This is a genomic window from Aureivirga sp. CE67 (assembly GCF_015767245.1).
Lineage (GTDB): Bacteria > Bacteroidota > Bacteroidia > Flavobacteriales > Flavobacteriaceae > Aureivirga.
The window spans coordinates 280074-305595 of the sequence record NZ_JADOTV010000002.1 but is presented as its reverse complement, the minus strand read 5'-3'; the positions used below and the strand labels follow the sequence as shown (position 1 = coordinate 305595).

Annotated in this window: 23 protein-coding genes; 16 read left to right on the top strand and 7 right to left on the bottom strand. The window is 29.9% G+C overall.

Features of this window, described 5'->3' with window-relative positions; translation table 11 throughout:
- Nucleotide 1 precedes the first annotated feature (1 nt).
- On the bottom strand, nt 2-526 hold the full coding sequence (locus I0K12_RS05240; protein ID WP_196885904.1) for a DUF6252 family protein: 525 nt from the start codon (nt 524-526) through the stop codon (nt 2-4).
- A gap of 137 nt (nt 527-663) precedes the next feature.
- Between I0K12_RS05240 and I0K12_RS05235 the strand changes: the two genes are divergently transcribed.
- The 5 genes from I0K12_RS05235 to I0K12_RS05215 all read left to right on the top strand — a co-directional run bounded on the left by I0K12_RS05235 (nt 664) and on the right by I0K12_RS05215 (nt 4741).
- Nucleotides 664-1197, top strand: a complete 534-nt coding sequence (locus I0K12_RS05235; RefSeq protein ID WP_196885903.1) for a 30S ribosomal protein S16 — start codon at nt 664-666, stop codon at nt 1195-1197.
- Between the two features lie 27 nt (nt 1198-1224).
- On the top strand, nt 1225-1776 hold the full coding sequence (rimM, locus tag I0K12_RS05230; RefSeq protein ID WP_196885901.1) for a ribosome maturation factor RimM: 552 nt from the start codon (nt 1225-1227) through the stop codon (nt 1774-1776).
- Nucleotides 1777-1922: 146 nt separating this feature from the next.
- Entirely contained in the window at nt 1923-2702 is a 780-nt protein-coding gene (rsmA, locus tag I0K12_RS05225; protein WP_196885900.1) for a 16S rRNA (adenine(1518)-N(6)/adenine(1519)-N(6))-dimethyltransferase RsmA, read from the top strand.
- 72 nt (nt 2703-2774) lie between these two features.
- Nucleotides 2775-4130 (top strand): magnesium transporter, encoded by a 1356-nt coding sequence (gene mgtE, locus I0K12_RS05220; RefSeq protein WP_196886141.1) that lies wholly within the window; start codon nt 2775-2777, stop codon nt 4128-4130.
- Between the two features lie 119 nt (nt 4131-4249).
- Nucleotides 4250-4741 (top strand): cupin domain-containing protein, encoded by a 492-nt coding sequence (locus I0K12_RS05215; RefSeq protein WP_196885899.1) that lies wholly within the window; start codon nt 4250-4252, stop codon nt 4739-4741.
- A gap of 30 nt (nt 4742-4771) precedes the next feature.
- On the opposite strand, the gene I0K12_RS05210 is transcribed toward I0K12_RS05215, so the two are convergent.
- The gene (locus tag I0K12_RS05210) at nt 4772-5425 is read right to left on the bottom strand and encodes an HD domain-containing protein (protein WP_196885898.1); all 654 of its coding nucleotides are present in this window, start codon (nt 5423-5425) and stop codon (nt 4772-4774) included.
- 212 nt (nt 5426-5637) lie between these two features.
- Between I0K12_RS05210 and trxA the strand changes: the two genes are divergently transcribed.
- Nucleotides 5638-5955: a thioredoxin gene (gene trxA / locus I0K12_RS05205; RefSeq protein ID WP_196885897.1), complete on the top strand. Its 318-nt coding sequence runs from the start codon at nt 5638-5640 to the stop codon at nt 5953-5955.
- Between the two features lie 182 nt (nt 5956-6137).
- Here the strand turns inward: trxA and I0K12_RS05200 are convergent, their stop codons facing one another.
- Together I0K12_RS05200 and I0K12_RS05195 are read right to left on the bottom strand one after the other, a co-directional pair.
- Entirely contained in the window at nt 6138-7862 is a 1725-nt protein-coding gene (locus I0K12_RS05200) for a DUF6029 family protein (protein ID WP_196885896.1), read from the bottom strand.
- 5 nt (nt 7863-7867) lie between these two features.
- The gene (locus I0K12_RS05195; RefSeq protein WP_196885895.1) at nt 7868-8353 is read right to left on the bottom strand and encodes a TlpA family protein disulfide reductase; all 486 of its coding nucleotides are present in this window, start codon (nt 8351-8353) and stop codon (nt 7868-7870) included.
- A 175-nt stretch (nt 8354-8528) separates the two neighbouring features.
- On the opposite strand from I0K12_RS05195, the gene I0K12_RS05190 reads away from it, so the two are divergent.
- Entirely contained in the window at nt 8529-9557 is a 1029-nt protein-coding gene (locus tag I0K12_RS05190; RefSeq protein WP_196885894.1) for an Omp28-related outer membrane protein, read from the top strand.
- 84 nt (nt 9558-9641) lie between these two features.
- On the opposite strand, the gene pruA is transcribed toward I0K12_RS05190, so the two are convergent.
- On the bottom strand, nt 9642-11267 hold the full coding sequence (gene pruA, locus I0K12_RS05185; RefSeq protein ID WP_196885893.1) for an L-glutamate gamma-semialdehyde dehydrogenase: 1626 nt from the start codon (nt 11265-11267) through the stop codon (nt 9642-9644).
- An 85-nt stretch (nt 11268-11352) separates the two neighbouring features.
- On the opposite strand from pruA, the gene I0K12_RS05180 reads away from it, so the two are divergent.
- From I0K12_RS05180 to dusB, 4 genes are all read left to right on the top strand, one after another.
- Nucleotides 11353-12060, top strand: a complete 708-nt coding sequence (locus tag I0K12_RS05180; protein WP_196885891.1) for an NRDE family protein — start codon at nt 11353-11355, stop codon at nt 12058-12060.
- A gap of 239 nt (nt 12061-12299) precedes the next feature.
- On the top strand, nt 12300-13418 hold the full coding sequence (locus I0K12_RS05175) for a hypothetical protein (RefSeq protein WP_196885880.1): 1119 nt from the start codon (nt 12300-12302) through the stop codon (nt 13416-13418).
- Nucleotides 13419-13446: 28 nt separating this feature from the next.
- Complete coding sequence (locus I0K12_RS05170; RefSeq protein WP_196885879.1) at nt 13447-14742, top strand: TlpA disulfide reductase family protein; 1296 nt, start codon at nt 13447-13449, stop codon at nt 14740-14742.
- 83 nt (nt 14743-14825) lie between these two features.
- Nucleotides 14826-15803, top strand: a complete 978-nt coding sequence (dusB, locus tag I0K12_RS05165) for a tRNA dihydrouridine synthase DusB (RefSeq protein ID WP_196885871.1) — start codon at nt 14826-14828, stop codon at nt 15801-15803.
- Between the two features lie 39 nt (nt 15804-15842).
- Here the strand turns inward: dusB and I0K12_RS05160 are convergent, their stop codons facing one another.
- A complete protein-coding gene (locus I0K12_RS05160; protein WP_196885862.1) occupies nt 15843-16586 on the bottom strand; it encodes a hypothetical protein in 744 nt (247 codons plus the stop codon).
- 108 nt (nt 16587-16694) lie between these two features.
- On the opposite strand from I0K12_RS05160, the gene I0K12_RS05155 reads away from it, so the two are divergent.
- The 5 genes from I0K12_RS05155 (at nt 16695) to I0K12_RS05135 (ending at nt 20433) form a co-directional block, all read left to right on the top strand.
- Nucleotides 16695-17432, top strand: a complete 738-nt coding sequence (locus I0K12_RS05155) for an SdiA-regulated domain-containing protein (protein WP_196885860.1) — start codon at nt 16695-16697, stop codon at nt 17430-17432.
- 119 nt (nt 17433-17551) lie between these two features.
- Entirely contained in the window at nt 17552-17971 is a 420-nt protein-coding gene (locus tag I0K12_RS05150; protein ID WP_196885858.1) for a hypothetical protein, read from the top strand.
- Between the two features lie 196 nt (nt 17972-18167).
- Entirely contained in the window at nt 18168-18389 is a 222-nt protein-coding gene (locus tag I0K12_RS05145; RefSeq protein ID WP_196885856.1) for a phosphate ABC transporter substrate-binding protein, read from the top strand.
- Nucleotides 18390-18860: 471 nt separating this feature from the next.
- Nucleotides 18861-19463 (top strand): hypothetical protein, encoded by a 603-nt coding sequence (locus tag I0K12_RS05140; RefSeq protein WP_196885854.1) that lies wholly within the window; start codon nt 18861-18863, stop codon nt 19461-19463.
- A gap of 64 nt (nt 19464-19527) precedes the next feature.
- Nucleotides 19528-20433 (top strand): hypothetical protein, encoded by a 906-nt coding sequence (locus tag I0K12_RS05135; RefSeq protein WP_196885851.1) that lies wholly within the window; start codon nt 19528-19530, stop codon nt 20431-20433.
- A 92-nt stretch (nt 20434-20525) separates the two neighbouring features.
- Here I0K12_RS05135 and I0K12_RS05130 read toward each other — a convergent pair whose 3' ends face one another.
- A complete protein-coding gene (locus tag I0K12_RS05130; RefSeq protein ID WP_196885850.1) occupies nt 20526-25439 on the bottom strand; it encodes a DNA repair ATPase in 4914 nt (1637 codons plus the stop codon).
- Nucleotides 25440-25522 lie beyond the last annotated feature (83 nt).

Here is a 25522-nt window from a genome sequence, read left to right as displayed (position 1 = left end):
GTTACTCAGCAGTTACTTGAGAGACATTTTTAAATTTTCCATTTGTCCAAACAATTACATCATCAGCATTTTCAGTATTAACTAAGTTTAATTCAAATTCACCGTTAATGATATTGTTTTCTGTATCTAATAAATCAATAACTATATAATTGTTACCAGAAGTAGATGTATAAACGATTCCATTTTGATTTGTAAAAATCGCTCCAAATGTATTGTCTAAATCATCTGGATCTGTAATCAATAATGGGAAATTTCCTGCTCCATTAGCATTTACAACTAGTTTTAAAGTTTCTTCTCCTCTAGTTGCATTGATAGTTATCTTTCCTTCTTCTTTTTCAAAATTGAAAGCAACTCCAGTCCAAGTAGAATCATCTTTATTTACTTGAAAAACAGGTGTATTATCATTAGGGTCATCTGTATTAAAATATTCATCTAAATAGGTGCTATCTTCACCAACACCCTCTACGGGATCTTCACATGAAACTAGTGAAGCAAAAACAAAAATGGCAAGTAATAGTTTTCTCATAATTTGGTTTAATAAATTTATAGTGAGGCTAAAAGTACGTATTATTTTTAATCTTATTAACGTTTAATGTTATAAAAAAATTGTACATTTGCGCACTAAATTAATAAACTAGGTCGAGAACCTAAAATTTTTAAATTATGCCTGTAAAAATTAGATTACAAAGACACGGTAAGAAAGGTAAACCTTTTTACTGGGTAGTAGCTGCAGATTCACGTGCAAAGAGAGATGGTAAATTCTTAGAGAAAATCGGAACTTACAATCCAAACCATAACCCAGCAATCATCGATTTAGATGTTGATTCAGCTGTAAAATGGTTACAAAATGGAGCACAACCTACAGATACTGCAAGAGCGCTTTTATCTTACAAAGGAGCTTTATTAAAGAATCACTTAGTAGGTGGAGTACGTAAAGGAGCTTTAACTGAAGAGCAAGCTGAAGAAAAATTCCAAGCTTGGTTATCAGAAAAAGAAGGTAAAATCTCTGGTAAAAAAGAAGGTTTAGCTAAAGCTGAAGCAGATGCGAAAGCAAAAGCTTTAGAAGCTGAAAAAGAAATTAATGAAAAGCGTAAAGCTGCTGCTGCTGAAGCTGCTGCTGCTGCTGCAAAAGCTGAAGAAGAAGCTGCAAACGCTGCTGATAATGCAGAAGAGGCTACAGAAGAAGCTGCTGAGTAATTATAAAAAAAACTTAATAACGACATTATGCGTAAAGAAGATTGTTTTTATTTAGGTATAATCGTTAGAAAGCACAGTTACAAAGGGGAAGTAGTTATCAAATTAGATACTGACGAACCGGAGTTATACGGAAAAATGGAATCAGTTTTTGTTGCTCTAGGCAACAATCTGGTTCCTTTTTTTATTGAAAAATCTTCTTTACACAAAGGAGATCAACTTCGAGTAAAATTTGAAGGAGTTGACACAGAAGCTGATGCGGAAGCGATTATGAAAGCAGGATTATATTTACCTCTTGAGTTTTTACCAAAATTATCAGGAAAACAATTCTATTATCACGAAATTATTGGATTTTCTGTAGAAGATGTGAATAAAGGAATCATCGGGAAAATCAAGAAAATAAACGATAATGCTGCACAAGAAATTCTGGAAATTGAAACAGAAAGCAATAGACAAATTTTAATTCCTCTGGTTGACGATTTTATCAAAAAGATCGATAGAGAAAATGAAAAATTTATCGTTGAAACTCCAGAAGGATTAATCGATTTATATTTAGAAGACGAACACGAAAGGGAAGATTAATAAGGAAGCTTCCCTTTTTATTATAAATATTAGCACAAATTCACCTTTTTTTACTTCTTGATTTTTTTTAAATTTAATAAGGGTGATTATTCAAATATTTATAAACCCTTATTCTTTAAAATCTTCTACAAAAAACACTAAAAAAGATGAGTGTAAAAGCAAAAAAACATTTAGGACAACACTTTTTAACAGATGAGTCAATTGCAAAAGATATTGCAGATTCTCTAACAGAAGAAGGATATAATGATGTTTTGGAAATTGGTCCTGGAATGGGAGTTTTGACAAAATATCTTCTGGAAAAAAAATACAATACGCATGTAATCGAGATTGATACAGAATCTGTTGAATATCTGAAAGCACATTACATGAACTTGTCTAGCAGAATTTATGAAAAAGACTTTTTGAAAGTTGACTTAACAACATTATTTGGAGAAAAACCTTTTGCTGTAATCGGAAACTTCCCATATAATATTTCAACACAAATTGTTTTTAAAGTAATTGAAAATAGAGATCAAATTCCAGAATTTAGTGGAATGTTTCAAAAAGAAGTTGCAGAACGAATTGCAGAAAAAGAAGGAAGTAAAAAATATGGGATTCTTTCTGTCTTAGCACAAGCTTTTTATGATGCTAAATATTTATTCACAGTTAGTGAAGATGTATTTAATCCACCACCAAAAGTAAAATCTGGTGTTATTCATTTAAAAAGAAAAGAAAACTATACACTTCCCGTTAACGAAAAATTATTTTTTAGAGTTGTAAAAGCTGGTTTTAACCAAAGAAGAAAAACTTTAAGAAATAGTTTAAAAAGCTTTAATTTAAGTGATAGTTTGAGGGAAGATTCTATATTTGCAAAACGTCCAGAACAATTATCTGTTCAAGCTTTTATTGAGCTTACAGCGAAAATTGAAAAGGACTTAAAAGGTTAGAAACCTATACCAAAATAGGTTTTTTTAATGTAGTACAGAATAGAAAATTTTCCGTCATAAGAAAAAAAGAATATCATGCAGTTTGAATTAACGAAAGAAATAATCAGAGAAATCAAAGATAATATTGCTAAGCAACATCAAAAAGCAATATTAGAAGTTCTCCGAGATATTCATCCTGCTGATATTGCTGATATTATTGACGAATTAAATCTAGAAGAAGCTGTTTACATTTTTAAAATTGTTGACAAAGAAAAAAAATCCGATGTACTTACTGAGCTAGATGAAGATTCTAGAGAAAAAGTTTTAAATGCGCTTTCTTCAAAAGAAATTGCAGAAGAAATTGATGATCTAGAAACGGATGATGCAGCAGATATTATTGCAGAGCTTACCGATGATAAAAAAGAGGAAGTAATTTCACAAATCGAAGATACGGATCATGCCAAAGATATTGTAGATCTTTTACGTTACCCAGAAGACACTGCTGGAGGTTTGATGGGAAAAGAACTTGTAAAAGTGAACGAAAATTGGTCGATGCTTCGATGTGTAAAAGAAATGCGAGATCAAGCGCAAGAAATCGATATAGTACATACAGTATATGTGGTAGATGAAGAAAATGTTTTAAAGGGAATTCTTTCTTTAAAAAGTATGTTGACCACTTCTACAAAAACTCCAGTTAAAGAAATCTATAATGACAATATCATTTATGTAAAAACCAATGAAAAAGACGAGGAAGTAGCGAAAATCATGCAAAAATATGATTTGATCGTTGTTCCTGTTGTAGATGAGCTTGGACATTTGGTTGGAAAAATTACTATTGATGATATCGTAGATGTAATCAAGGATGAAGCAGATCGTGATTATCAGATGGCAGCTGGTATCTCGGAAGATGTAGAAGCTAGTGATACAATTTTTAAACTAACAAAAGCACGTTTACCTTGGCTTCTAATCGGAATGCTTGGAGGTTTGGGAGCTGCAACGATTATTAATCATTTTGAATCTGGTTTAAAAACTTACTCTTCGCTGATTATTTTTATTCCATTAATTCAGGCAACTGCCGGAAATGTTGGTGTACAATCTGCAGCAATTATGGTACAAGCTATTGCAAATAATAGTTTGAATAATGAAATTGTAAAAAGACTTCTGAAAGAATTGACTTTAGGATTGGTAAATGCTTTAGCACTTGCTTCTATCTTTTTAATTATTAGTCAAGTTTTCTTCCAAACAGATCTAAAAATTGCACTAACTATTGGAGTTGCACTTTCTACAGTAATTATTTTGGCAGCTATTATCGGAACTTTCATTCCTTTATTTCTTCATAAAAGAGGTGTGGATCCTGCTGTAGCAACAGGACCATTTATTACAACAAGTAATGATGTTTTTGGTATTCTGATTTATTTTATCATTGCTAAATTAATTTTAGGTTTTTAGAGCTTATTTAAATCTATATCAGAATTTTAAACAGACCCTTAGTGTTTGTTTAAAACAAATTTTCACTTTAGGATAAAATAAACTTTCATAACTTCGTATGTCTAAACTATTATTAGAAAATGACAGCAAGCTATTTTATAGATAAATTTGAAATGCTTCCACATCCAGAAGGTGGATTTTACAAAGAAGTTTATCGAAGTGAAGGAACTATTCCAAAAGAGGTTTTGGGTAAAGAATTTAGTGGGGATAGAAATTACGCTACGGGAATTTATTATTTATTAAAATCAGAAAATTTTTCCGCTTTTCATAAAATCAATCAAGATGAGACTTGGCATTATTATTCAGGTTCACCAGTGATTGTTCATACGATTGACAAAGAAGGAAATTATCATACACAAGAAGTAGGACTAGAAGGAGATGCAATTCCACAATATGTAGTTCCTGCAGGAGTTTGGTTTGCTGCAACTGTGAAAGATGAAAATACATTTTCTTTTGTAGGTTGTACAGTTGCTCCAGGTTTTGATTTTGAAGATTTTCAATTGGCAGAAAGAAATTATTTAGTCCAAGAATATCCAAAGCACGAAGAAATTATTACAAAATTGACGAGATAAAAAAAATCCCTAATTAGGGATTTTTTCATTTTATCTTTCACCGTTCCATTCTCCATAAAACTGCTCTAAAAAGTCTTCCATAAATTGATGTCTTTTTTCAGCGATTTCTTTTGCAGAATCTGTGTGCATTTTATCTTTCAATAAAAGAAGTTTTTCATAAAAATGATTTATTGTTGGAGCTTTACTCTTTTTATACTCTTCTTTTGTTTGGTTTAATTTTGGCTCAATTTCCGGATCATACAAAGCTCTATTTTTAAATCCACCATAATTGAACGCTCTTGCAATTCCGATCGCTCCTATGGCATCTAACCGGTCTGCATCTCGTACAACTTGTAGTTCTTTAGAATCAAAAATATGCGATGTATCTCCATTTTTGAAAGAAATATATTTGATGATATTTTCTACATGAGAAATTATTTCTTCTTCTACATTATTGTCTTTTAAAAATTCTCTTGCTACTTTTGGTCCAACTGTTTCATCTCCTTCATGAAATTTCGCATCCGCAATATCGTGAAGCAAAGCACCAAGTTCTACAATTTCATGATTTACATCTTCGTTTTTTGCAATTAGTTTTGAATTTTTCCAAACTCTTTCAATGTGAAACCAATCATGACCTCCTTCGGCATCTTTCAATTTATCTTTAACAAACTGAATCGTTTTTTCTAATAACTCCGTATTTTTCATAGTTCGAAAGTACAGAAAAATTCTATTTAAAATATGTATAAAAAAACTTTTTTAAACGACTTAGATTTTATCAATTTCTGAAATAGCGAAATAGAAAAAAATGATTTAAGCATATAAATATTACTTAAAATTATATGTAATTTTGTTCATATAATAAGAATTTACTTTCTTTACAAGTATTAAAAATAAAACAACAATAAAAAAATAATATTATGGCATTAGAAATCACAGATGCAACATTTGAAGAAGTAGTATTAAAATCAGACAAACCAGTATTAGTTGATTTTTGGGCTGCTTGGTGTGGACCTTGTAAAATGGTTGGACCAATCATTGATGAAATCAGCAATGAGTACGAAGGAAAAGCTGTAGTTGGTAAAGTTGATGTAGACGCAAACCAAGAATATGCTGCTAAATTTGGAATCAGAAATATCCCAACTGTTTTATTATTCAAAAATGGAGAAGTTGTAGATAAGCAAGTTGGTGTAGCACCAAAAGCAACTTATACAGACAAAATTGATAGTGCATTATAATATTTTAGTGTATTAAAAATATAAAGGAGCAGTAATTGTTTTATACGATTACTGCTTTTTTATGGACTAAAAATAAACTTTTGAATCAAAATTTAAAAGGAATTTATCTGAACAAAATGAAATTAAAAAAGCTACCAAAGAATGGTAGCTTTTTAAAAAAAATAGTAAATATTCTAAATAATTTAGAAAGTAGTATTCAATGTTAATGTTAAACCAGTTGAAGCTGGTACCATTCTACAAACTCCTCCAACACAAAGCAATCCTGCTCTTTGTCTTCCGTAACTTGCAGCAAATCTTGTTGAACCTTTTGTATAACTCATTCCAAAATTGTAGTAATGTACTTGGAATTGATTATCTGGTTCGTTAGATCCTTCTGGTTTTTTGTTACCGTAATTATACATATCGGCAGCATAAATAGACCATTTTGGTGCAAAAGTATACTCAATTGTAGCAGCAGCCCAATCTCCAGTACTATCTTCTGCCCACATATGTTGTCCTTCTACCCTTAGAGCACTTTTTCTAGAAAAATTATGTGTAACATCTAGAACAGCAATTTGAGTTTTAACGATTCCTCCTACTCCAGGTCCACCTTTTAAAACTGTATTGTTATAATATCCATTTAAAAATGCTACGGTAGATTTCCATTTACGATTCCATTTTTTATAAATCTCAATATTGATATCTTGGAAATATCTTTCTCCTAGTTTTAAAAACTCATTATCAACTTCTGCTTCTACTAGTTTATTGTCTTCAAAACGTAAATGACCTTTATTTACAAGTCCATTCCATTGTGAAGCGTTTACAGCGATTTTAGTTCCATATTTACCTCCTAATAAAGTTCCTTTAGGAATTGTGTAATAAATATCAATCTGTCCTCCTATTTCACCTGTTACTGCATGTTTTTTAGATAAAACTAAATTAGACTGAGCAGCATAAACATAGATATTTGTTAAACCATAATCATGTTGTTTTGTTAAAGAAGGAATATAATTTACAATCAATGAGTTATTTTGCGCAAGTCTTTCAGAACGGAAATTCATAAATTGCATTCTTCTGAAAGTTGCATTTATTCCAAATCCTTTTTTTGAATATCCTAAATTAGCTAAAAGTGCATCTCCTTTAAAAAAGAAATCTGTTACCTCAACTTCTGGTACCAAGCTCACATAAGCATCTTTACTTTTTCCTACATATTCTGCATCAAAAAATACAGAACCATTTGTAGCACTAAATCTTAAAGAATAAGCTGTAACATTTGATGGGAAATCCTCGATTGGTCCAGAGTAACCTCCTTCATATCGATCTACAACACTAGCTCCAGCGTTTAATTTCCATTTTCCATCATATTTAAAAAGATTATTTAGATCTAATTCTGTATCAATTCCACGAATTACACCAGTTCCAGTTTCTGTTAAAGTTTTTCTTTGCCTTCCAAAAACCGTTTTTACTTTTAAAATATTTTCGAAATTCACATATGCACTAACACCTTTTACAGCGTTATTGATACCAATTTGTCTGTCTTCCCATGTACGAAAAATTAGACCACTACCAAATTGATCATAAATAAATCCTCCTCTTAATCCGAAATTCTCTTTTTCGTAAGCTAAGTAGTAGCTACCTATTCCTTCTCCCTGAAAACTTCCATCTGGATCAAAACCGTATAAAGCAGGTTCGTATGCTTCAAACTGAAGACCTGCATATATGTTTTTAAAAGTATAATCTAGTTTTAAATAGTTATTTGAACCCCATTTATCAATATTATCAAAGTTAGCTCCAATAGCATCATCATTATTATAATGTTGTGTAGTTGATTCGAAACTTCCTGTAATATTACCTAATTCTTGGGCTGTAGTAAGAGTAGTTATTCCTAATAAACAAGCTGGGATTAATTGTTTTATTTTTAAGTTCATCAATTCTATGATTTAGAAAGTTCTTCTAACTTTTCGATTAATTCGTACTCTGCTCCTTCTGTATATCCTGAATGGCTATATACAATTTTTCCATTTTTAATAATAAAAACATGAGGTACATTTCCAACATTCATAGCTCTTTTTAAATCACTGTTAGAATCTAATAATACATCAAATGGCCAACCTTTTCCGTTAACTAATGCATTTACTCTTGGAATACTTCTAGCATCATCAATTGTAACTGCTACAATTTTCACTTTAGTATCTTCTACTAATTCATCATATTCTTCACTTAATGCGTTTAATTCTTTCACACATGGTCCGCACCAAGTTGCCCAGAAGTTAACCATTACTAGTTCATCTTTTTCATACGATTTTACATCAACTGTCTCTCCTTTTAAATTTTTTAAGGAAATTTGAGGTAATGAATTCTGTGCGCTCACATAACCAGTCATGGCTATAAAAAAAGCAAATAAGATTATTTTTTTCATATTCTAGAGTTTTAAAATTTAATTAGTATGCAATTATATAAAATTAACATAATATTAAACCTATTATTTTAATAAAAATTAACTTAAAAATAAAATAATTTACAAATGTTATGCCGAAAAGACATATATTTGAGCTGTTTTTTAAAATATTAATTACATAATTAAATAATTAACAATGAAGAAATTTATACCTAACCTTACAAAAATAATCTCTTGCCTTTTTCTTCTTTTAATAGTATCATGTGATGAAGAAGAACCACAAGAATACTTAGAATATATTCTTAGTACTGATAAAGATCAAATCAATTTAAATTCTGGAGAATCTTTTAATTTTACAGTTGCTAGCGAATATGGAGACGATTTAACAGATAACTCTGTTTACTTCATTAATGGTGAAGAAATCAGTGGAAAAACATATACTCCTACAGAAGTTGGGACTTATAATGCTTATGCAAAATACGAAGGATTAAGTACACAAACAATTCAATTAAACGTTACAGAAGAACTTCCAACAAGCTTTACTCAAAAAATTACAATTGAAGAGTTTACAGGAACATGGTGTGGATACTGTGTAGATATGGGATATAAATTATATAATGCTATTGAAAACAATTCTAATATTATTCCAATTGTAATTCATGGTAGAGGTGGTGATGTAATGACTTATGAGCGTTTGACTGACATCGAAGAATTCCACGGGATTGAGCCAGGAACAGGATATCCAAGAGCATACGTTAACAGAGGTGATTCATGGTTAAAAACGGAAGAAGAATTACAAGGACCATTAAACCAAACTCCAAAATTAGGTTTAGCTATCAATTCTTCATTGGAAGATAATAACATTTCAATTGATGTAAAAGTTGCTTTTGCTGAAAATGTTTCAGATACTAAAATTGTAGTTTATTTAATGGAAAATAACTTAATCTATTCTCAAACAAATTACTCTTCATACTATGATGGACAAAACCCTATTCCAAATTACGAGCATAATGATGTAATGAGAAAGTCATTAACAGATTTATTTGGTGATGATATGGAGCCTCAGTCTGTTGGTGATTTATTTGTAAAACAGTTTAACCAAGCTGTACCAGGAAGTATCGAAAACCCAGAAAATATGTCAATTGTTGCATTTGTAGTTGATTCTAACAATAAAGTAATCAATGCTCAGAGTGCAAAAATTGGAGAAAATAAAGTGTTTGATTAATTGAAGGATGGCTCTTTTGACATCTCTTCATAATAAAAAAGCTCGCAATTGCGAGCTTTTTTGTTTTCTATACTTTTCTAAGAATTATCCTAAGAATGGGTATCTGTAGTCTGTTGGTGGTACAAATGTTTCTTTGATAGTTCTGTTAGAAACCCATCTTAATAAGTTCCATACAGATCCAGCTTTATCATTTGTTCCAGATCCTCTTGCTCCTCCAAATGGTTGCTGTCCTACAACAGCTCCAGTTGGTTTGTCATTGATGTAGAAGTTTCCAGCAGCGTTTTCTAAAGCTTTACAAGCATAATTGATAACATATCTATCTTTTGCAAAAATAGCTCCAGTTAAAGCATAATCAGAAGTAGCATCTACAGTTTTTAAGATATCTTTCCACTCAGCATCTTCGTAAACGTAAATTGTAATTACAGGTCCGAATAACTCTGTGTGCATTGTAGCATATTGAGGGTTTGTAGTTACGATAACTGTTGGCTCTACGAAGTAACCTACAGATTTATCATGACCTCCACCAATAATTACCTCAGCATCATCAGCTTCTTTAGCTGCATCAATGTAAGAAGCTAATTTATCGAAAGATCCTTCGTGAATTACTGCATTCATGAAGTTACTTGGATCTTCTGGACTTCCCATTTTGATTGTAGCAATTTCTTTCTCTAAGAAATCTTTCATAGAATCCCATTGGCTAGCAGGAACGTAAGCTCTTGAAGCAGCAGAACATTTTTGTCCTTGGTATTCGAAAGCTCCACGGATAATTGCAGTTCCAACTTCTTCCATGTTTGCAGTTGGGTGCGACCAGATAAAGTCTTTTCCTCCAGTTTCTCCTACAATTCTTGGGTAAGTTCTGTAAACATCCATGTTTTCTCCAGCTTTTTTCCATAAGCTCTTGAAGATGCTAGTTGAACCTGTAAAGTGAATTCCAGAGAAATCTTTGTGTGTCATTACAGTATCTGTAATCATTACAGGGTCTCCGTAAACAACAGTTACAACTCCATCAGGTAATCCAGCTTCTTTGAATAAGTCAACGATTACTTTTGCAGAATAAATTTGGTGATCAGATGGTTTCCAAACACAAACGTTACCCATCATTGCTGGTGAAGCAAATAAGTTTGCAGCAATAGAAGTAAAGTTGAATGGAGAAACAGCATATACAAAACCTTCTAATGGACGGTACTCCATTCTGTTCCACATTCCTGGAGCAGATTCTGGTTGGTTTTTGTAAATATCTGTCATGAACTGAGCGTTGAATCTAAAGAAATCAATCATCTCACAAGCAGCATCGATTTCCGCTTGGAAAACATTCTTAGATTGTGCTAACATTGTAGCAGCATTCATTTTAGCTCTGTATGGTCCAGCTAAAAGCTCCGCAGCTTTAATGAAAATTGAAGCTCTTTGCTCCCAAGGAGTATTAGCCCACTCTTCTCTTGCAGCTAACGCCTTTTCGATTGCTAAGTCAACGTGCTCTTTTGAAGCTCTGTGGTAAGTTCCTAATACGTGTTTGTGATCATGTGGAGGGTGCATCGTAGCAGTATCTCCTGTTTTGATCTCTTCTTCACCGATATATAATGGAACTTCTACTTGCTCGTTGTACATTTTTTTGTACATAGCTAAAAGTTCTTCTCTTTCTGGAGTTCCAGGAGCATATGATTTAACTGGCTCATTTACTGCCGTTGGAACATTAAAAAATGCGTTAGCCATAATTATATTTATTTAATAAATTATCAAAAATTAATTGCTGTAAATTTAATAATAAAAGCTTTATTTTTGCTTTAAAATAAAAAGAATGTGTACAGTAACTTTTTTGCCATTGTCTGACTCGGATTTTATCTTGACTTCTAGCAGAGATGAGCAACCAGATAGAAAAACATTTTTCCCTAAAGAATATACAGAAGAAAATGTTCGTTTGATTTTTCCAAAAGATGAATTTGCCGGTGGAACTTGGATTGGAATGAGTGAAAAACAAAGACTAGCTTGCTTGCTAAATGGAGCTTTTGAAAAACATTCTAGAAAAGAATCTTACCGAATGAGCCGTGGAATTGTTGTAAAAAACATCCTGAAAGCGGAAGATTTGGAAACTTATGTAGAAAATTTTGATTTTCATGATATCGAACCATTTACTTTGATTATTGTTGATTGGTCAGCAGAAAGAAAAGCTTACGAACTGGTTTGGGATGAAGAAACAAAATATTTCAGTAAACTAAAAGATACACCTCGAATTTGGTCTTCGGCAACTTTGTATACAGAAGATATGAAAGAAGACAGAAGAACTTGGTTTGCAGATTGGCTGAAAAATAATCCAGAATTTACACAAAAATCTATTTTAGATTTTCATCATAGAAAAGATTTGGGAGAAAAAGGAACTACTATTTTTATGTATCGTCCTTATGTGGAAACAGTGAGTATTACTTCTGTAATCAAAAAAGAAAACGAAGTTTCAATGCTTTATGAAGATGTCATTCGTGAAGAAAAGGAAGAAGTTTTCTTGAAATAAAAAATACTTATCAATAAAAATATTAATCCTCTTCTTATCTGAAGGGGATTTTTTTATTCTAATCTGTTTTCTTGTTTGAAATCGTTTTATGATTTAAAGTAATATCAATTATTCCCGATATTATATGAAGGATAAAGAAGTTTCTAAAAATGTTTAATAAAAGTTAATTAATAGTTCTTAAAGAAAATTCTAAATATTTAAGATTTAACTTCAAATAAGATTTTTAATGTTGTTTGGTTATGAGGTATGTTAAATATTTGGCGCTTTTGTTTCTTGGATTGTGTATTTATTCTTGTTCTTTATTGAAAATTGATACAGGACAAAAACCTTTAACAAAAAGAAATTTAAACATTCGAGTTTCTACACATGAATATGGAAATTTAATGTTAGACCAAATTGAATATGCTTCGGATTCTATATTAAAAATAACAAACAATCGAAAAATTGAATTAGAAGCTTTGCAATGGAAATTAAATGCTTCTATCGGAATCTCTAGAGTTTCTTATCAAGTTTCTCCAGAAATGGCGCTTTTGGATACTTGGGCTTATGCGATTGAAATGGAAAATTTGATCAATTCGCCTGAAGGAAAAAAGTTTTTTGGAAAATATCATCATATTGCCAAAGATGCAATTGAAAGAAATAAAAAAGGAATTGAAGAAATTGCTTTGAAACAACTGCCTAAACATAAAGAAAAAAAATATAAAGATTTTGTAGAAGGACATGCTAAAAATTTCCCGATGAAATCTTTAAAAATGGTACATGAACCTGTACGGGAATCTTTTTTAAGTTATACAAATACACCTGATAGTTTGGCTGTAAAAACCATTGGTTCTTTGGCCGAAGTCGTTGCAGATTTTTCTACAACGGTTGCATTTACTACAAATAACACGAAAAAACAATTTCTTTGGGAATCGCAAATTTTAGCAAAAGAAAGTGGTTTGGATACATTGAATTTTGATCGAGTAGCTGATAGTTTAAATATTCGTTTGACAGAATTAATTGCTGTTGCTGAAAAAAGTCCAGAACTATTAGGGGAAAGTATTGAAAATATTCGAAATGAAATTCGGCCTCTTTTTGATAATTTAAATCATCAAATTGAAACTGTTTTCGATGAAATTTCAGAAGAAAGAGTTGCTTTGGATAGCATCATTCAAAGAGAGCGAAAAGTTATCATGAACGACATCGATGATTTGAGCGAAAGTGTTGTAGATAAAGCTATGTCACATTTGGATAAAATTATTCGAGATATACTTTTCTATGTTGTCTTAATCATCTTTGTTATTTTCTTTGTTCCGTTTACTTTAGGTTTTTTAGCTGGTCGTGTTTTTACTAGAAATAAGAAGAAAAAGAAGGAGTAAATTCATATATTCGTTGAAAAATTTAACGATGAAACTAAAAAATACTATCCTTCCTTTAGCCTTGCTGGCTTTGATTTCTTGTGATGACAAAAAAGAATTAAAAAAGGAACTAAATCAAAAAATTGTATTAAAAGGAAAAGTTGTAGAAAGTCCTGAAACAAAATTTGTTTTACTTTCCAAGATTTATGAAAATCAAGCTGATTTTGAAGGAGTAAAAATTCCTTTGAATTCTGATGGAAGTTTTGAATATACTTTGGAAAAAGATGAAGATATTTTATATCAAATTTCTTTAAATAATGAACTTGAAAGAGGAACTTATTATGCTAATTCCTTCTTTTTAGAAAAAGATACAATTCAATTTGAAATTTATGATATTTATAATAGTCAAAAAAACGTAGTAGAATCTAGTTCCAAAACAATTGATTATAAAAATTTTTCCAAAGAATATAATTCATCTTATCGCGATAGTTTAAATCTTGCCTATGATAAAAGAAATGAACTTTATGAAAATCATAAATTTCACAGTCCAAAAGGAAGAGAAATAGATGATAAATATCAAGAAGAAGAAGATTTTGATAAAATGGAAAAATTGAGAATTTTAAGAGATGATTTGATTAATAAAAATCAGTTTTATTCTTCTGAAGGGAAACAAATAATTGAAAAAATAGAAACTTATGAAGAAAAAATACAAATTAAAAATTTAGAATTTTTACTTTCTAAACCACTAGATATTGTTAGTTATACAAAATTCATCAATAGTTATAATTCTATTTATAGAAATCATAAAAGTGTTCGTAAAGCATTTAATACTGCTTTTTCACAATTTGAAAATAAATTTCCAAATCATCCTTATACAGAGTTTATAAAAAATAGAGAACTAAAATTTTCTGAAATAAAAGTTGGGAATAAATATATTCCTTTTAAAACAAAAGATAGAGAAGGAAATGAAATTGATGTTTCTAAAATTGTAAAAAATAATAAAATAACACTTCTTGATTTTTGGGCAACTTGGTGTAGCCCATGTATAAGAAAAAGTAAAGCTTTAGAAAAAACATACAATAATTATCACGATGAAGGTTTTGAAATTGTGGGAGTTGTTGGAAGACTTCAAAATATAAAAGATTATGATGGAGTAATTAAAAGATTAAAATATCCTTGGAAGAACTATGTGGAATTAAATCGAGAGTATAATCTTTGGAACTTATATAATTTAGAAGGTTTAGCTGGAAGACAATTTTTAGTGAACAATGAAGGAATAATTTTAGCTGAAAACCCAACAAAAGAAGAAGTTCTTAAATTTCTAAAAGAAGCTAATTCACTGTAAAAAAACGGACTATCTTAAGAATTCGTGAATTTTTTTCATGTTTCTATTCTAAATAGTATCTTTGCAGCCTTAAAATTAAGGCTTTGGTAAAAATAGGAGACATAGAATTAGGAGATTTTCCTTTATTATTAGCACCAATGGAGGATGTAAGTGATCCGCCTTTTCGTGCATTATGTAAAGAACAAGGAGCAGATGTAGTTTATACAGAATTTATTTCTTCAGAAGGTTTGATTCGTGACGCTGCAAAGAGTGTGATGAAATTGGATATTTATGAGAAAGAACGTCCTGTAGGAATTCAGATATTTGGAGCAAATTTAGATTCGATGCTACGTACGGTAGAAATCGTTGAAAAATCGAACCCAGATATTATTGACATCAACTTTGGTTGTCCTGTAAAAAAAGTAGTGAGTAAAGGAGCTGGAGCAGGTATTTTAAAAGATATCGACTTGATGGAGAAACTTACTGCGGAAATGGTAAAAAGAACACATTTGCCAATTACTGTAAAAACTCGTTTAGGTTGGGATCATGATTCTATCAAAATTGTAGAAGTTGCTGAAAGAATTCAGGATGCTGGAGCAAAAGCAATCTCTATTCACGGAAGAACAAGAGCTCAGATGTATAAAGGTTTTGCAGATTGGAAACCAATTGCAGAAGTAAAAAATAACCCAAGAATGCACATTCCTGTTTTTGGAAATGGAGATGTAGATTCGCCAGAGAAAGCAGCTTTAATGCGTGATGAATTTGGATTAGATGGAGCGATGATTGGTCGTGCAACAATTGGAAATCCTTGGTTCTTTAGAGATGTAAAGCATTTCTTTGAAACTGGAGAGCATCATGAACCGGCAACCATTGCGGAGCGTGTAGAAGTAGCTCGTCGCCACCTAGAAATGGCTATTGCTTGGAAAGGTAGAGCGCTTGGAGTTTTAGAAACAAGAAGACATTATACAAATTACTTTAAAGGAATTCCTCATTTCAAAGAGTATAGATTGAAAATGGTAACTTCAGATGATCCTGAAACAGTTTTCGCTACTTTTGATGAAGTTCTTCAAAAATTTGGATAAAAATATTTAGAAGCTACCTTTTTGGTAGCTTTTTTTATTTTAAAACAAAAACACAGATAATTGAGAAATAGCTAACACTCCTAAATTCTCACCTTGACATTCATTTTCTGCATAATTTGCAGTTTCAATATAAAGTATCAATTCATCTCCTTCTGAAAAAGTTGCTTTTAAATCTTCTGAAGAAATTTTAAAAGTATTCGTATTTGCAGGAATATTATAATGAATTTTTGGAAATACTTCTCCATTTACAATTTCTCCTCCATTTAAGGTTAAATCGATTACAAAAGAATTTTGATAGTTTTCATCAATTTCAAATTCTAAAATCAAATCCTGATCTATAGGAACTTCCTTAATTGTGTTCTTTAATAATATTGGTCTTGGAATTTGAAAGCTTTCTGCTATTTGACAAGATTTTTCACTCTGAATAAAGATATTCTTAGGTTTCTCAATATGATTTTGTTTATTATCTTTATCAGAAAGGATTATTAGTTCTTCATCAATTCCAATGTAAGAATCCTTATTAATTGCTACAATTTTACCAAATAACTGATTTCTTAATACAATCCAAGTTTCAAAATTTCCTTCACTAAATTCTAGAGAATTTTCTCTTTGATATGTAGAATATCTAAATACAATTTTCGAAGAAAATTCTTTAGATTCTAAACCTAAAATATCAAAAACTTCATCTTCAACACTAGTATATGAATTTGAATCTTGATAAGTTTCTTTTTGACAGGAAATAAATAATAATACAGTAAAAACTGAAAGAAAAACTCTTTTCATCCTAAAACAATTTTAATTTTTTCACAAATAAATAAAAAAACTAAGAGTCCTAAAATAAATTACTAAAATTATTCAGTAATTTGTTTTATCAACAAGTAATCAACATTTATGAAACGTTTTTATTCTTTTTTAACAAGTTTATGTGTTTTGACGCTGATCACTGCTTCTTGTAGTATGCGTATGCAAAGTGATTTGAAGCTTTTGGAGGTTTATGATTTAGAAATTAAAGAACCTTCTGGTATTTCTATTTCTTCGGATCAGAATACTTTATTTATTGTGAGTGATAATGATGGTGGAATTTATGAAACTACGCTTTCTGGAGAAGTGCTTTCGAGGATAATGCTAGACGTAATCGACCTTGAAGGTGTGACTTTTGACAAAAAAGAAAATTTATTTTGGATTATCAGTGAAAATAAAAGGAAACTTTATGCTGTAAATTTGGAAGGAGAAATTGTAGAAAAACATAAAATATCAGGAAAACAAAAACATAAAAATAGCGGATTGGAAGGAATTTGTTATAATCCAAATGATGATTATTTATACATGGTAAACGAAGCTAGTCCGAAACAGCTTTTACAAGTTTCAAAAAAAGGAGAAGTTGAAAATACTATGAAATTACCTTTTACCAAAGATGTTTCAGGAATATTTTGCGATGATGATAATTCATTTTGGATTGTAAGTGATGAATCTGAAGCTTTGATTCATTTATCTCATGATGGAACTTTACTAAAAGAATATGAACTTCCAATTCATCAGGCAGAAGGTGTTGTGATTTCGAATGATCGAAAAGTTTATATTGTGAGTGATGCGGAAAATAGACTTTATGAGTTTCAGTTGAAAGAGTAGGTTTTCATAAGAGTTCTTTTTCACAGAACTTCATCCTGTGTTGGCTTATATCGTCCTTTCAGGACTTTTTATTATTAAAAATCAAAATAACATCTTATATTTCAAGAAAATAATGAAATATGAAAATACCTTTACTTCTAATAATAGCTATTTTATTTTCATCTTGTAAAACAATAGATGTATCTCAATCCTACAAGAATAATACAACTTGTTTTACAAAGGAAGATTATAAAAAAGTCATTCAAGATAAAGATTTTGGGGATGGCGATGGTTTAAAAATTCATCCCATAATTACTAATGAAGAAAATTGTATCGGATTGTATAGATACTATGAACATAATTTACAAAGTGTGTCAATTATACATAAAATCTTAAAATTCGAAAATGAAATCTATTTATCTAAAAGTAATACGCTATTAGATAATCAAAAATTAGCTCTATTTAAAAATTCATATTCTAAATACTTCACACAAGATGAGATGAACTTGATCAGTGAAAATTTCTTGAAAGGAAATGAATTACAAGGTCTTTTTTATTAGAGTTATTCAAAATAAACTTTTAAATAATCTAACAAGCCAAAAAAGCTATATCTTTCTCTGCAAAACTCCATTCAACATAGACTTTTAAGGGATTTTCAGAGCTTTTACTTTACGTTAAATATAGAATATAAATATGTTATTAATTCAATTTTTAAAAGGTTCCATGTTTTAAGTATAAAACTTAAAAAAGAATGGAATGAAAATTTCTAAAAAACTTAAAAATGCTTTTGGTTTAAATGAATACCAAATGATTGATTTTCCTAGAAAAATTTCAAGCGTGAAAATTGCTAGAATTTTACATCATGAAGAAATGGGCGGATGTTCTTTTTGTTTCCCTCATGGATTTGAAACTATTAATTCTAAAGAAAGTAAATTTCAGAAAAACTGGAAAAAATATAGGAAAAATCAATGGAAATAAAATCTTTTGAAGGTTACTCTTTATTGGGTAGCCTTTTTTTATAGGTATTATTATTGAAGATTTTTCATCAAACTTTTTTAAAAAACTTAAAATCTAAATCAATATGAAATTGCTAATTAAATCTTTATTATTTCCGTAGCTATTTTTTCAATCAGAAATTAAATTTCAAAAGAAAAAAGACTATACCATCTTTGCTAAAACTCATTTAGAAAAATATATTTACTATAATGCCGTTTGTAATCAAAAAGATACTATAATCATTTATGAAATAAAAGAAAGCTGGAAAAGATTTAAAAATATAGGAAAAAATAAATGAAAAAGAATTAATACTACGAGATAATTTAAATCTAATTCGATCTTGTCGAAAAGTTGATAATTACTCTGTTGTTAATGGAGTTCCTGAAGAAAATACGGAACCACCTGTTATTTTATTTGATAAACGCTATAAAACTTTTGAAATCCAAAAATAATATGAATCATCCAAATAAATCTCTTATTAAACTGTTTTTAATATTTTTTGGAGCTTTAATTTTACAGTCTTGTAAAACAAATAAATCTCAAGATGAATTAGAAAATATTTTTATTAAAAATGAAGTTTTCACTCGTAATAAAAGTTTTTTAATTAAATCTTTTCAGGAGAAATATACTTTTTTAAATAATGAAAATAATACTTTTAATTGTGGTAGGTTTAATTATTCATTAGAAATTGATTTTATAAATGAGACTGTATTATTGGATGGCGTAGTTACAGATTTAGACAATTTAACTAAAGTCTTAGAAAAAGAGTTCTTAACATTAATTGAAAACTTTAAAGACTATCATATAAATGATTATCCTGATGTTGGTTTTAATCTTACATATTTAAACAATAATGAAAAAAATAAACCTAAAAAAATGTCAGAAATAATAAGTGTTATTTCTAAAAGTGTTTCTAAAATTGGAAAAACAAATACTATTGACCAAAATAAAATAGCTAAATTATTACAACTTAAATTTTATTTTTTTCCTGTAGATTCTTTTGATATTAAAATGCCTCCTCCTCCAGCTACTGAAATCACAAAAAAATACAATTAGCAAATATGTTTAGAAAAAGAAAATTAAAATATTATCGTATATTTCAAAAAAATAGCTAAATAATATGAAAAGGAAAAACCGCTACTACAACTCAAAATGGAGTACTTGGTCAAGTGTTGACCCTTCAACGAAAAAAATGCCAAGTTGGAGTTCTTATAATTTATTTATAAATATGAAATATTTTTATTTATTATTAATAATGATTCTTGTTTCGTGTAAGAATAGAAATCCAGCTTTTAGTTTCTCTCAATTTGATAACACTCCAGTAGAAGCATTATCTAAAGCTGTAGAAAAAAATAACTTAAATGACATCAGAGAGGAAGTAATTATAAATAAATCTGATATTGATTATCTTAGTCCAAAGTATGGAACTTCTTTATTATTAACTGCGATGGTACATAATAAAAAAGAGGCTTTTAGTGAATTACTTAAATTAGGAGCAAATCCTAATTTATATGATAATAAAGACTGTATTACTCCTCTTTTATTAGCCTTAAAAATTAATAAAAGATGTGATTTATTTTATATTAAAGAACTTCTTAAATATGATATTAAATTTAATTTAGGACTACACAAAAAGTGTAATTTTGAATATGATCCAATATTAACACTAATACTCGAATATAATCTGGATTATAGAGAGAAATGTTCTTATGAAATATTAAAATTATTTGATACTAAACTCGATGGTATTGATTTAAAAAAGTTTAATAATAAAAAGGAGTATGAACAAAATATTATATATTTCTGTTTAAGAGTAAGAAATATGAGTGCTTTAAAATTTTTAATTATAGATTTAAACTGTCAAGTACCAGAAAAAATATTTATAGATAGTTTTATATTGCGTGACAATTCGGGGTTTTATAGTTTAGAAGATATTTTAAAAAGAGATATCTTTAATTTTGAACCATCTGGTAAACGTCAACAAATGAGGTTAGAAATTTTAAATTATTTAAAAAATAATAAATAACATTAATTATACCTTCTAACAGATATTAAAATAAGAAACCCTGTACTTTAAATGAATAAAGTACTAGGTTTTATTTTTTAAAATCTATTTTCTTAATTCAAAGAAACCTTATCAACCTGAGCCATTTTCTGTAGACTCTCTGAAATTGCTTCCATTTGTTCTAAGATTTGTCCCATTTGATTTCCTCCAACTAAGTTTAGTTTTTGCTTTTTCAAGAAAGTTTCTTTGATGGAATTCCATCTATCTTTTTCTTCTTCAGATAAAAGTCCAATCATTTCTCTAAATTTCAAAATGTTCGCTTCTGCTCCTGAAGTTAAAGTTTGCGATTCTCTCTCATAATGCGAAATAATCAATGTTTTTAATTCTTTATCGTTCATTACAGGAACAATTTTCTCTGCCATTTTATTCATATCACGATACGAACCTTGTAATTTAAACATTGGCTCCATTCTATATTCTTCTGAAATTCCTGCCGATTGAATATAAGCTTGATTTACTTTTAAAACAACATCTCGAACTTCAATTAACTTTTTGAAAACTGAAATATATTCTTTGATTTCTATTGCCGAATGATTTGCTTCAAACTCCACATTTTCTCGCTGATCTGTTTCCGCAATTTTTAATATCGTCAAAATATCCTTTTGACTTTTATTTGCCAATTTCGAAAGCGTCGGATTCGATGTAATACTATTTTCTATATAAGATAATTCAAATTCATAAGCCGAATCTCCAAGAATATCTCCAAGATTATAAATATCCGCACGGTTTGCAAGCATGTCTGGAATCTGGAATTTATCTCCACTTTCCGTATATGGGTTTCCTGCCATCACCACACAAACTTTCTTCCCTCGGAAATCGTATGTTTTTGGTTTTCCTTTATAAACTCCTTCAATTTTACGCTGTCCATCACAAAGTGAAATAAACTTTTGTAAAAACTCTGGATTACAGTGCTGAATATCGTCTAAATAAATCATCACATTATCTCCCATTTCAAAAGCTAAATTCAACTTTTCTAATTCTTGTTTTGCTCCAGCATTTGTTGCTTCAGACGGATCTACAGAAGTAATATCATGTCCTAAAGCTGGTCCGTTAATTTTCATAAAAATCAAACCAAGTCTGTTTGCAACATATTCCATCAAGGTTGTTTTTCCATATCCTGGAGGAGAAATTAATAATAAAAGTCCCATTAAATCAGTTCTTTTATTTTCTCCAGCAGTTCCGATTTGCTTCGCTAAGTTTGCTCCAATAATTTGTAGATAAACTTTATCAATCAATTGATTTCTCACAAAAGAAGAAAGCACTCTCGGCTTGAACTCGCCAAGACGCATTATTTCTGAAGTTTCTTCTAATAATTCATGTTTTAAAGAAGTAAATTTCTCATACGTTGGAACTACAGTTTCACTATATTTTTCTAATTTATTCTGGAAATCATGAATGTTTAATTGGTATTTTCCATCTTCAATAATTTCATGTGTTCCAGTCAAATTTTCTAAAGTTTCTTCTGTAATTACTTTATGTACATTTTTCTTCACATCTGATTGTAAAATGATTAATAAAGCTGCTTCTTCTACATTTTTGATATAAGAACTTTTCGAATTTTGCATAAACGCTTTTAACCAAGTTTGAATTGTCTGAAAACGAATGCTCATATCTTCGATTTCTTCCATCGATTTTTCAAAAGCATTTTTCATCTTTTTCCCTCGTAATTCAATATCAAAAGAATGTACTAAATCCGCTGCATTTGCATCAATCACAAAGTTTTCAGTAAAAGCTAATTCATCAAAAAGATAATCACAAGCTTGTTCTACAGAAGTATTCCAAGTGATATTTTCAGACTCAAAACAAATTTCCAAGCGATTTTTCATTTGTTTTTTTATCGCTTCAAATTCTTTTGTATTTGGAAAAACTTTCAATAAAATTCCTGCTGCTTTTAATTGTTGTTCTAAAACTTTCTTCGCTTCATCTTTTTCCCAAATCTCCCAATAAAATCTAGCAAAAGCACGAGTTGTTGCATCATATTTCAACAATCCAACATGCGAATACATTTGAATTAAATTGTGTAAAATTAACAAAGCATCCTGATCATGAACTCCTTTCACATAACCTTCCGAATATTTGGAAGCACTAAATTTTTGTACAACTTTCAATAAATCTTTCGAATCTAAAGTCGAAATATCGTCCCAAGTTATAATCGCTTTTGTAGTATCATCAATTAATTCTTTTCTCTTTACAGCTTCTAAAATCTGATAAGCCAAATATTCCGAACGATACACATTTCTATTTTCCGAAGGCAAAATCTGATTCCAAACTGGCTGATATTCATTAAAAGTTTTATCTACAACTTCTTCAAAATAATCAGTTCCTGTCAAATGATAATACATTTTATCATTTTTGAAAACCATGGTTAAATCTAAATTCTGTGTGTTTACAGAGAATTTATAATTTCCAAACTGAATAATATTTTTCCCATCAACAAAAAGTTCTGATTTATCTTTTAGCTGACGAATTGCTTCTTCTTTTAAAGATTTCAGTTTACTTTGAATATCATCTGCTTTTACAGAATCTCCAATATTTTCAAGTTCTTCAATCGTTTTTCTGATTTTCTCCACCATCAAATCGGAAGCAATATATCCGTTGATTTCTGAAACTTCTTTAAATCGAGATAATCTACTTTTTACAGATTTTAAAATTCTTTCCGCAGTTTGTTGTAAAGTCGTTGCTCTTTTATTTCGAGCTTCCACCAAAGCAACTTTTTTCGATTCAAATGCGTTGTATAATTCCTCTCTTTTTAAAGATATTTTTTCAACAAAAGAATCGAATTCAGAAAATTTCCCTTCCAATTCTTCTAGCTGCACCATCAATTTGGTAAGATATTCCTCACATTTTTCTGGCGTATCACATAAATCGATATAGTTTACAACTCCTTGATCAACTAATTTAATTTGCGCATTAAACTCCGCTTTCCCTTCTTCTCCTAATAAACTTTTACGTTTTCTTTTTAAACTCGCTTTTATTTGGTTGAAAGAAGCATAAATCTCAGAAATATTATCAATAATTCTTGTTGTTTCTGTCGCATCTTCAATTTGCAGATTGGAAACAATTTCGATTAGCATTTCTAATTCCGCAGCATTTTCTGTGATTTTTTCTTCTAAAGCATTTGCTTCTACAACTTTCTTGATTTGCTCAATTTCTGCTGTCAATTCCGAAACTTTTTGCTGATATGGAGCTAAAGCTTCTTTTTTCAATAAAAATTGCACACAAGATTTTGAAGTTTCTTCCGTAAATTGCCCTAAAATTTCATCATAGTTTTCAACAGCTTCAATATCTACATAGCGTAATTCTTTCAAAGAAATCACTTCTCCACGAACTTTTCGAAGATTTGTCAACGACTGTACAAAATCATTGATATGATGTGGAATTTCTCTTTTAATTACTCGAATTAACTCATCTGCTTCTGCTGTAACTTTTTCATATTCGTTTTTAGTATTTTGTTGAATCTGACGAACTTTTTCATATTCTTCCACAGCCGCTGAAGCCGTTTCTTTTATGGCATGAAGCGGAACTGTAAGTTCAAAAGTTTCTTTTTTGTTTAACCAATGATAAGTATCTAAAACATCCGTACTATATTTTATAATGTCTAAATACAAATCGTTGTAAACTTCTTCCTTATCTGTCAAAGTCATCAACGAATGACATTCCGCCATTGCACGAACGATATCTTTGTTTCCAATTTTGTATAAAAATGAATCTTTATTTCCATCAATTTGGAAATCTGCTCCAATAAAAGGTGTTTGCCAAATCTGAATTGCATGGTGTTTTTTCGCTTCTTCTTCCGCTTTAAACAAACACATTTCTCCATTATCAAACAAAGAAAAACCATGACAAACAATCGGGTTTTCTACTCTTTGCTCAATTAAATTATAAGGCAAAAGCAAATAAACTCCTTTACTTTGATTGTAAAACACATACAAGAAATCTTCTCCATTTGGCGAAGTAATACATCTTTCGAAAAGCATGTGTTCCAAATCTTGCTCAAAACGTTTGTATTCTCCAGATTGTAAATAATAACCATCCGAGAAAAGTAAACCTTGACTTTCCGGAAGTAAAATACAAGCTTCTTCCATCGAATCGACACGTTTTACTTCTTGTAATTTGCTGTTATAAACAAAATAACGAAACGCTTCTTGATAAGGTTTAATTCTGAAAATCACCAAATGATCAATGATTGCATATTCCACTTCCGCATCATCTAATCTCTGTTCCTGATGTTTTACAGGTTCATTATAAATTCCTTTTCCATCCTTTGTATTGTCTTCCACTTTGATGGTCAAATCGCCACCAACTGTTTCAACAAAAACAATATCTTCTATCGAAATATGTGGATGTTCTCCCTCGCAAAAGTTCTCACGAGTCGTTTGTTTCCAACGAAATTCGTGTTGATGTGGAAAGCGAAATTCATGTTCACTTCGATTATCTACATATTGTAAAGTTTCTTCTTTTATCAGCCATTTAAACGTTTTGATATCTTCCTCACGAGTTCCAAAACGGAAAACCATATGAAGATACTGCCCAATTTTTGCAAACTTTACAAACTGTGTATCTCTGTAATATTTATATAAATTCTGAAAATCTCTATGGAAATTTTCGTCGTCTAAAATCTCTAAAGTAGCTTGATGAAATTCATGATCTCGGAAACAATAAAAACTAAAAACATCTTCTAGTTTTATTTCCGTTTTCAAGCCCATGTGAATGTTGTAACCAAAAAGAAAATGATTTCCCAAAGAAAACATATCCCAAGGCACACAATTATAATTCGTCGTTACTCTTTCTGTGGCTTGAAGTTGAAAATCAATCGCTCCAAAAACATCTTTTCTAGCAACATTTAATTGATTTAATCTTTCTCTTAAATCTACATTATCTTTACGCAATCGTTGCTTCAGAATCTCATACGTTCCTCCGTCTAATTGCATTTCTGTATTTTCTATATTTTCTTTTTGATCGTTCATTTTTTTTGGTTTTAATCTCCCCTCTTGAGAGGGGATTAAGGGGTGTGTTACTTCACCCTAAATTTTAAAATTAATTTACTCAA

Coding starts and splice junctions, on each gene's coding strand:
- I0K12_RS05190 (WP_196885894.1), top strand. CDS start 8,529: ATGAAGAAATTTATACCTAACCTTACAAAAATAATCTCTTGCCTTTTT.
- pruA (WP_196885893.1), bottom strand. CDS start 11,267: ATGGCTAACGCATTTTTTAATGTTCCAACGGCAGTAAATGAGCCAGTT.
- I0K12_RS05235 (WP_196885903.1), top strand. CDS start 664: ATGCCTGTAAAAATTAGATTACAAAGACACGGTAAGAAAGGTAAACCT.
- I0K12_RS05135 (WP_196885851.1), top strand. CDS start 19,528: ATGAAAAGGAAAAACCGCTACTACAACTCAAAATGGAGTACTTGGTCA.
- I0K12_RS05170 (WP_196885879.1), top strand. CDS start 13,447: ATGAAACTAAAAAATACTATCCTTCCTTTAGCCTTGCTGGCTTTGATT.
- I0K12_RS05130 (WP_196885850.1), bottom strand. CDS start 25,439: ATGAACGATCAAAAAGAAAATATAGAAAATACAGAAATGCAATTAGAC.
- I0K12_RS05180 (WP_196885891.1), top strand. CDS start 11,353: ATGTGTACAGTAACTTTTTTGCCATTGTCTGACTCGGATTTTATCTTG.
- I0K12_RS05160 (WP_196885862.1), bottom strand. CDS start 16,586: ATGAAAAGAGTTTTTCTTTCAGTTTTTACTGTATTATTATTTATTTCC.
- I0K12_RS05210 (WP_196885898.1), bottom strand. CDS start 5,425: ATGAAAAATACGGAGTTATTAGAAAAAACGATTCAGTTTGTTAAAGAT.
- I0K12_RS05140 (WP_196885854.1), top strand. CDS start 18,861: ATGAATCATCCAAATAAATCTCTTATTAAACTGTTTTTAATATTTTTT.
- rimM (WP_196885901.1), top strand. CDS start 1,225: ATGCGTAAAGAAGATTGTTTTTATTTAGGTATAATCGTTAGAAAGCAC.
- I0K12_RS05215 (WP_196885899.1), top strand. CDS start 4,250: ATGACAGCAAGCTATTTTATAGATAAATTTGAAATGCTTCCACATCCA.
- I0K12_RS05145 (WP_196885856.1), top strand. CDS start 18,168: ATGAAAATTTCTAAAAAACTTAAAAATGCTTTTGGTTTAAATGAATAC.
- I0K12_RS05240 (WP_196885904.1), bottom strand. CDS start 526: ATGAGAAAACTATTACTTGCCATTTTTGTTTTTGCTTCACTAGTTTCA.
- I0K12_RS05150 (WP_196885858.1), top strand. CDS start 17,552: ATGAAAATACCTTTACTTCTAATAATAGCTATTTTATTTTCATCTTGT.
- I0K12_RS05155 (WP_196885860.1), top strand. CDS start 16,695: ATGAAACGTTTTTATTCTTTTTTAACAAGTTTATGTGTTTTGACGCTG.
- rsmA (WP_196885900.1), top strand. CDS start 1,923: ATGAGTGTAAAAGCAAAAAAACATTTAGGACAACACTTTTTAACAGAT.
- I0K12_RS05175 (WP_196885880.1), top strand. CDS start 12,300: ATGAGGTATGTTAAATATTTGGCGCTTTTGTTTCTTGGATTGTGTATT.
- I0K12_RS05200 (WP_196885896.1), bottom strand. CDS start 7,862: ATGAACTTAAAAATAAAACAATTAATCCCAGCTTGTTTATTAGGAATA.
- I0K12_RS05195 (WP_196885895.1), bottom strand. CDS start 8,353: ATGAAAAAAATAATCTTATTTGCTTTTTTTATAGCCATGACTGGTTAT.
- trxA (WP_196885897.1), top strand. CDS start 5,638: ATGGCATTAGAAATCACAGATGCAACATTTGAAGAAGTAGTATTAAAA.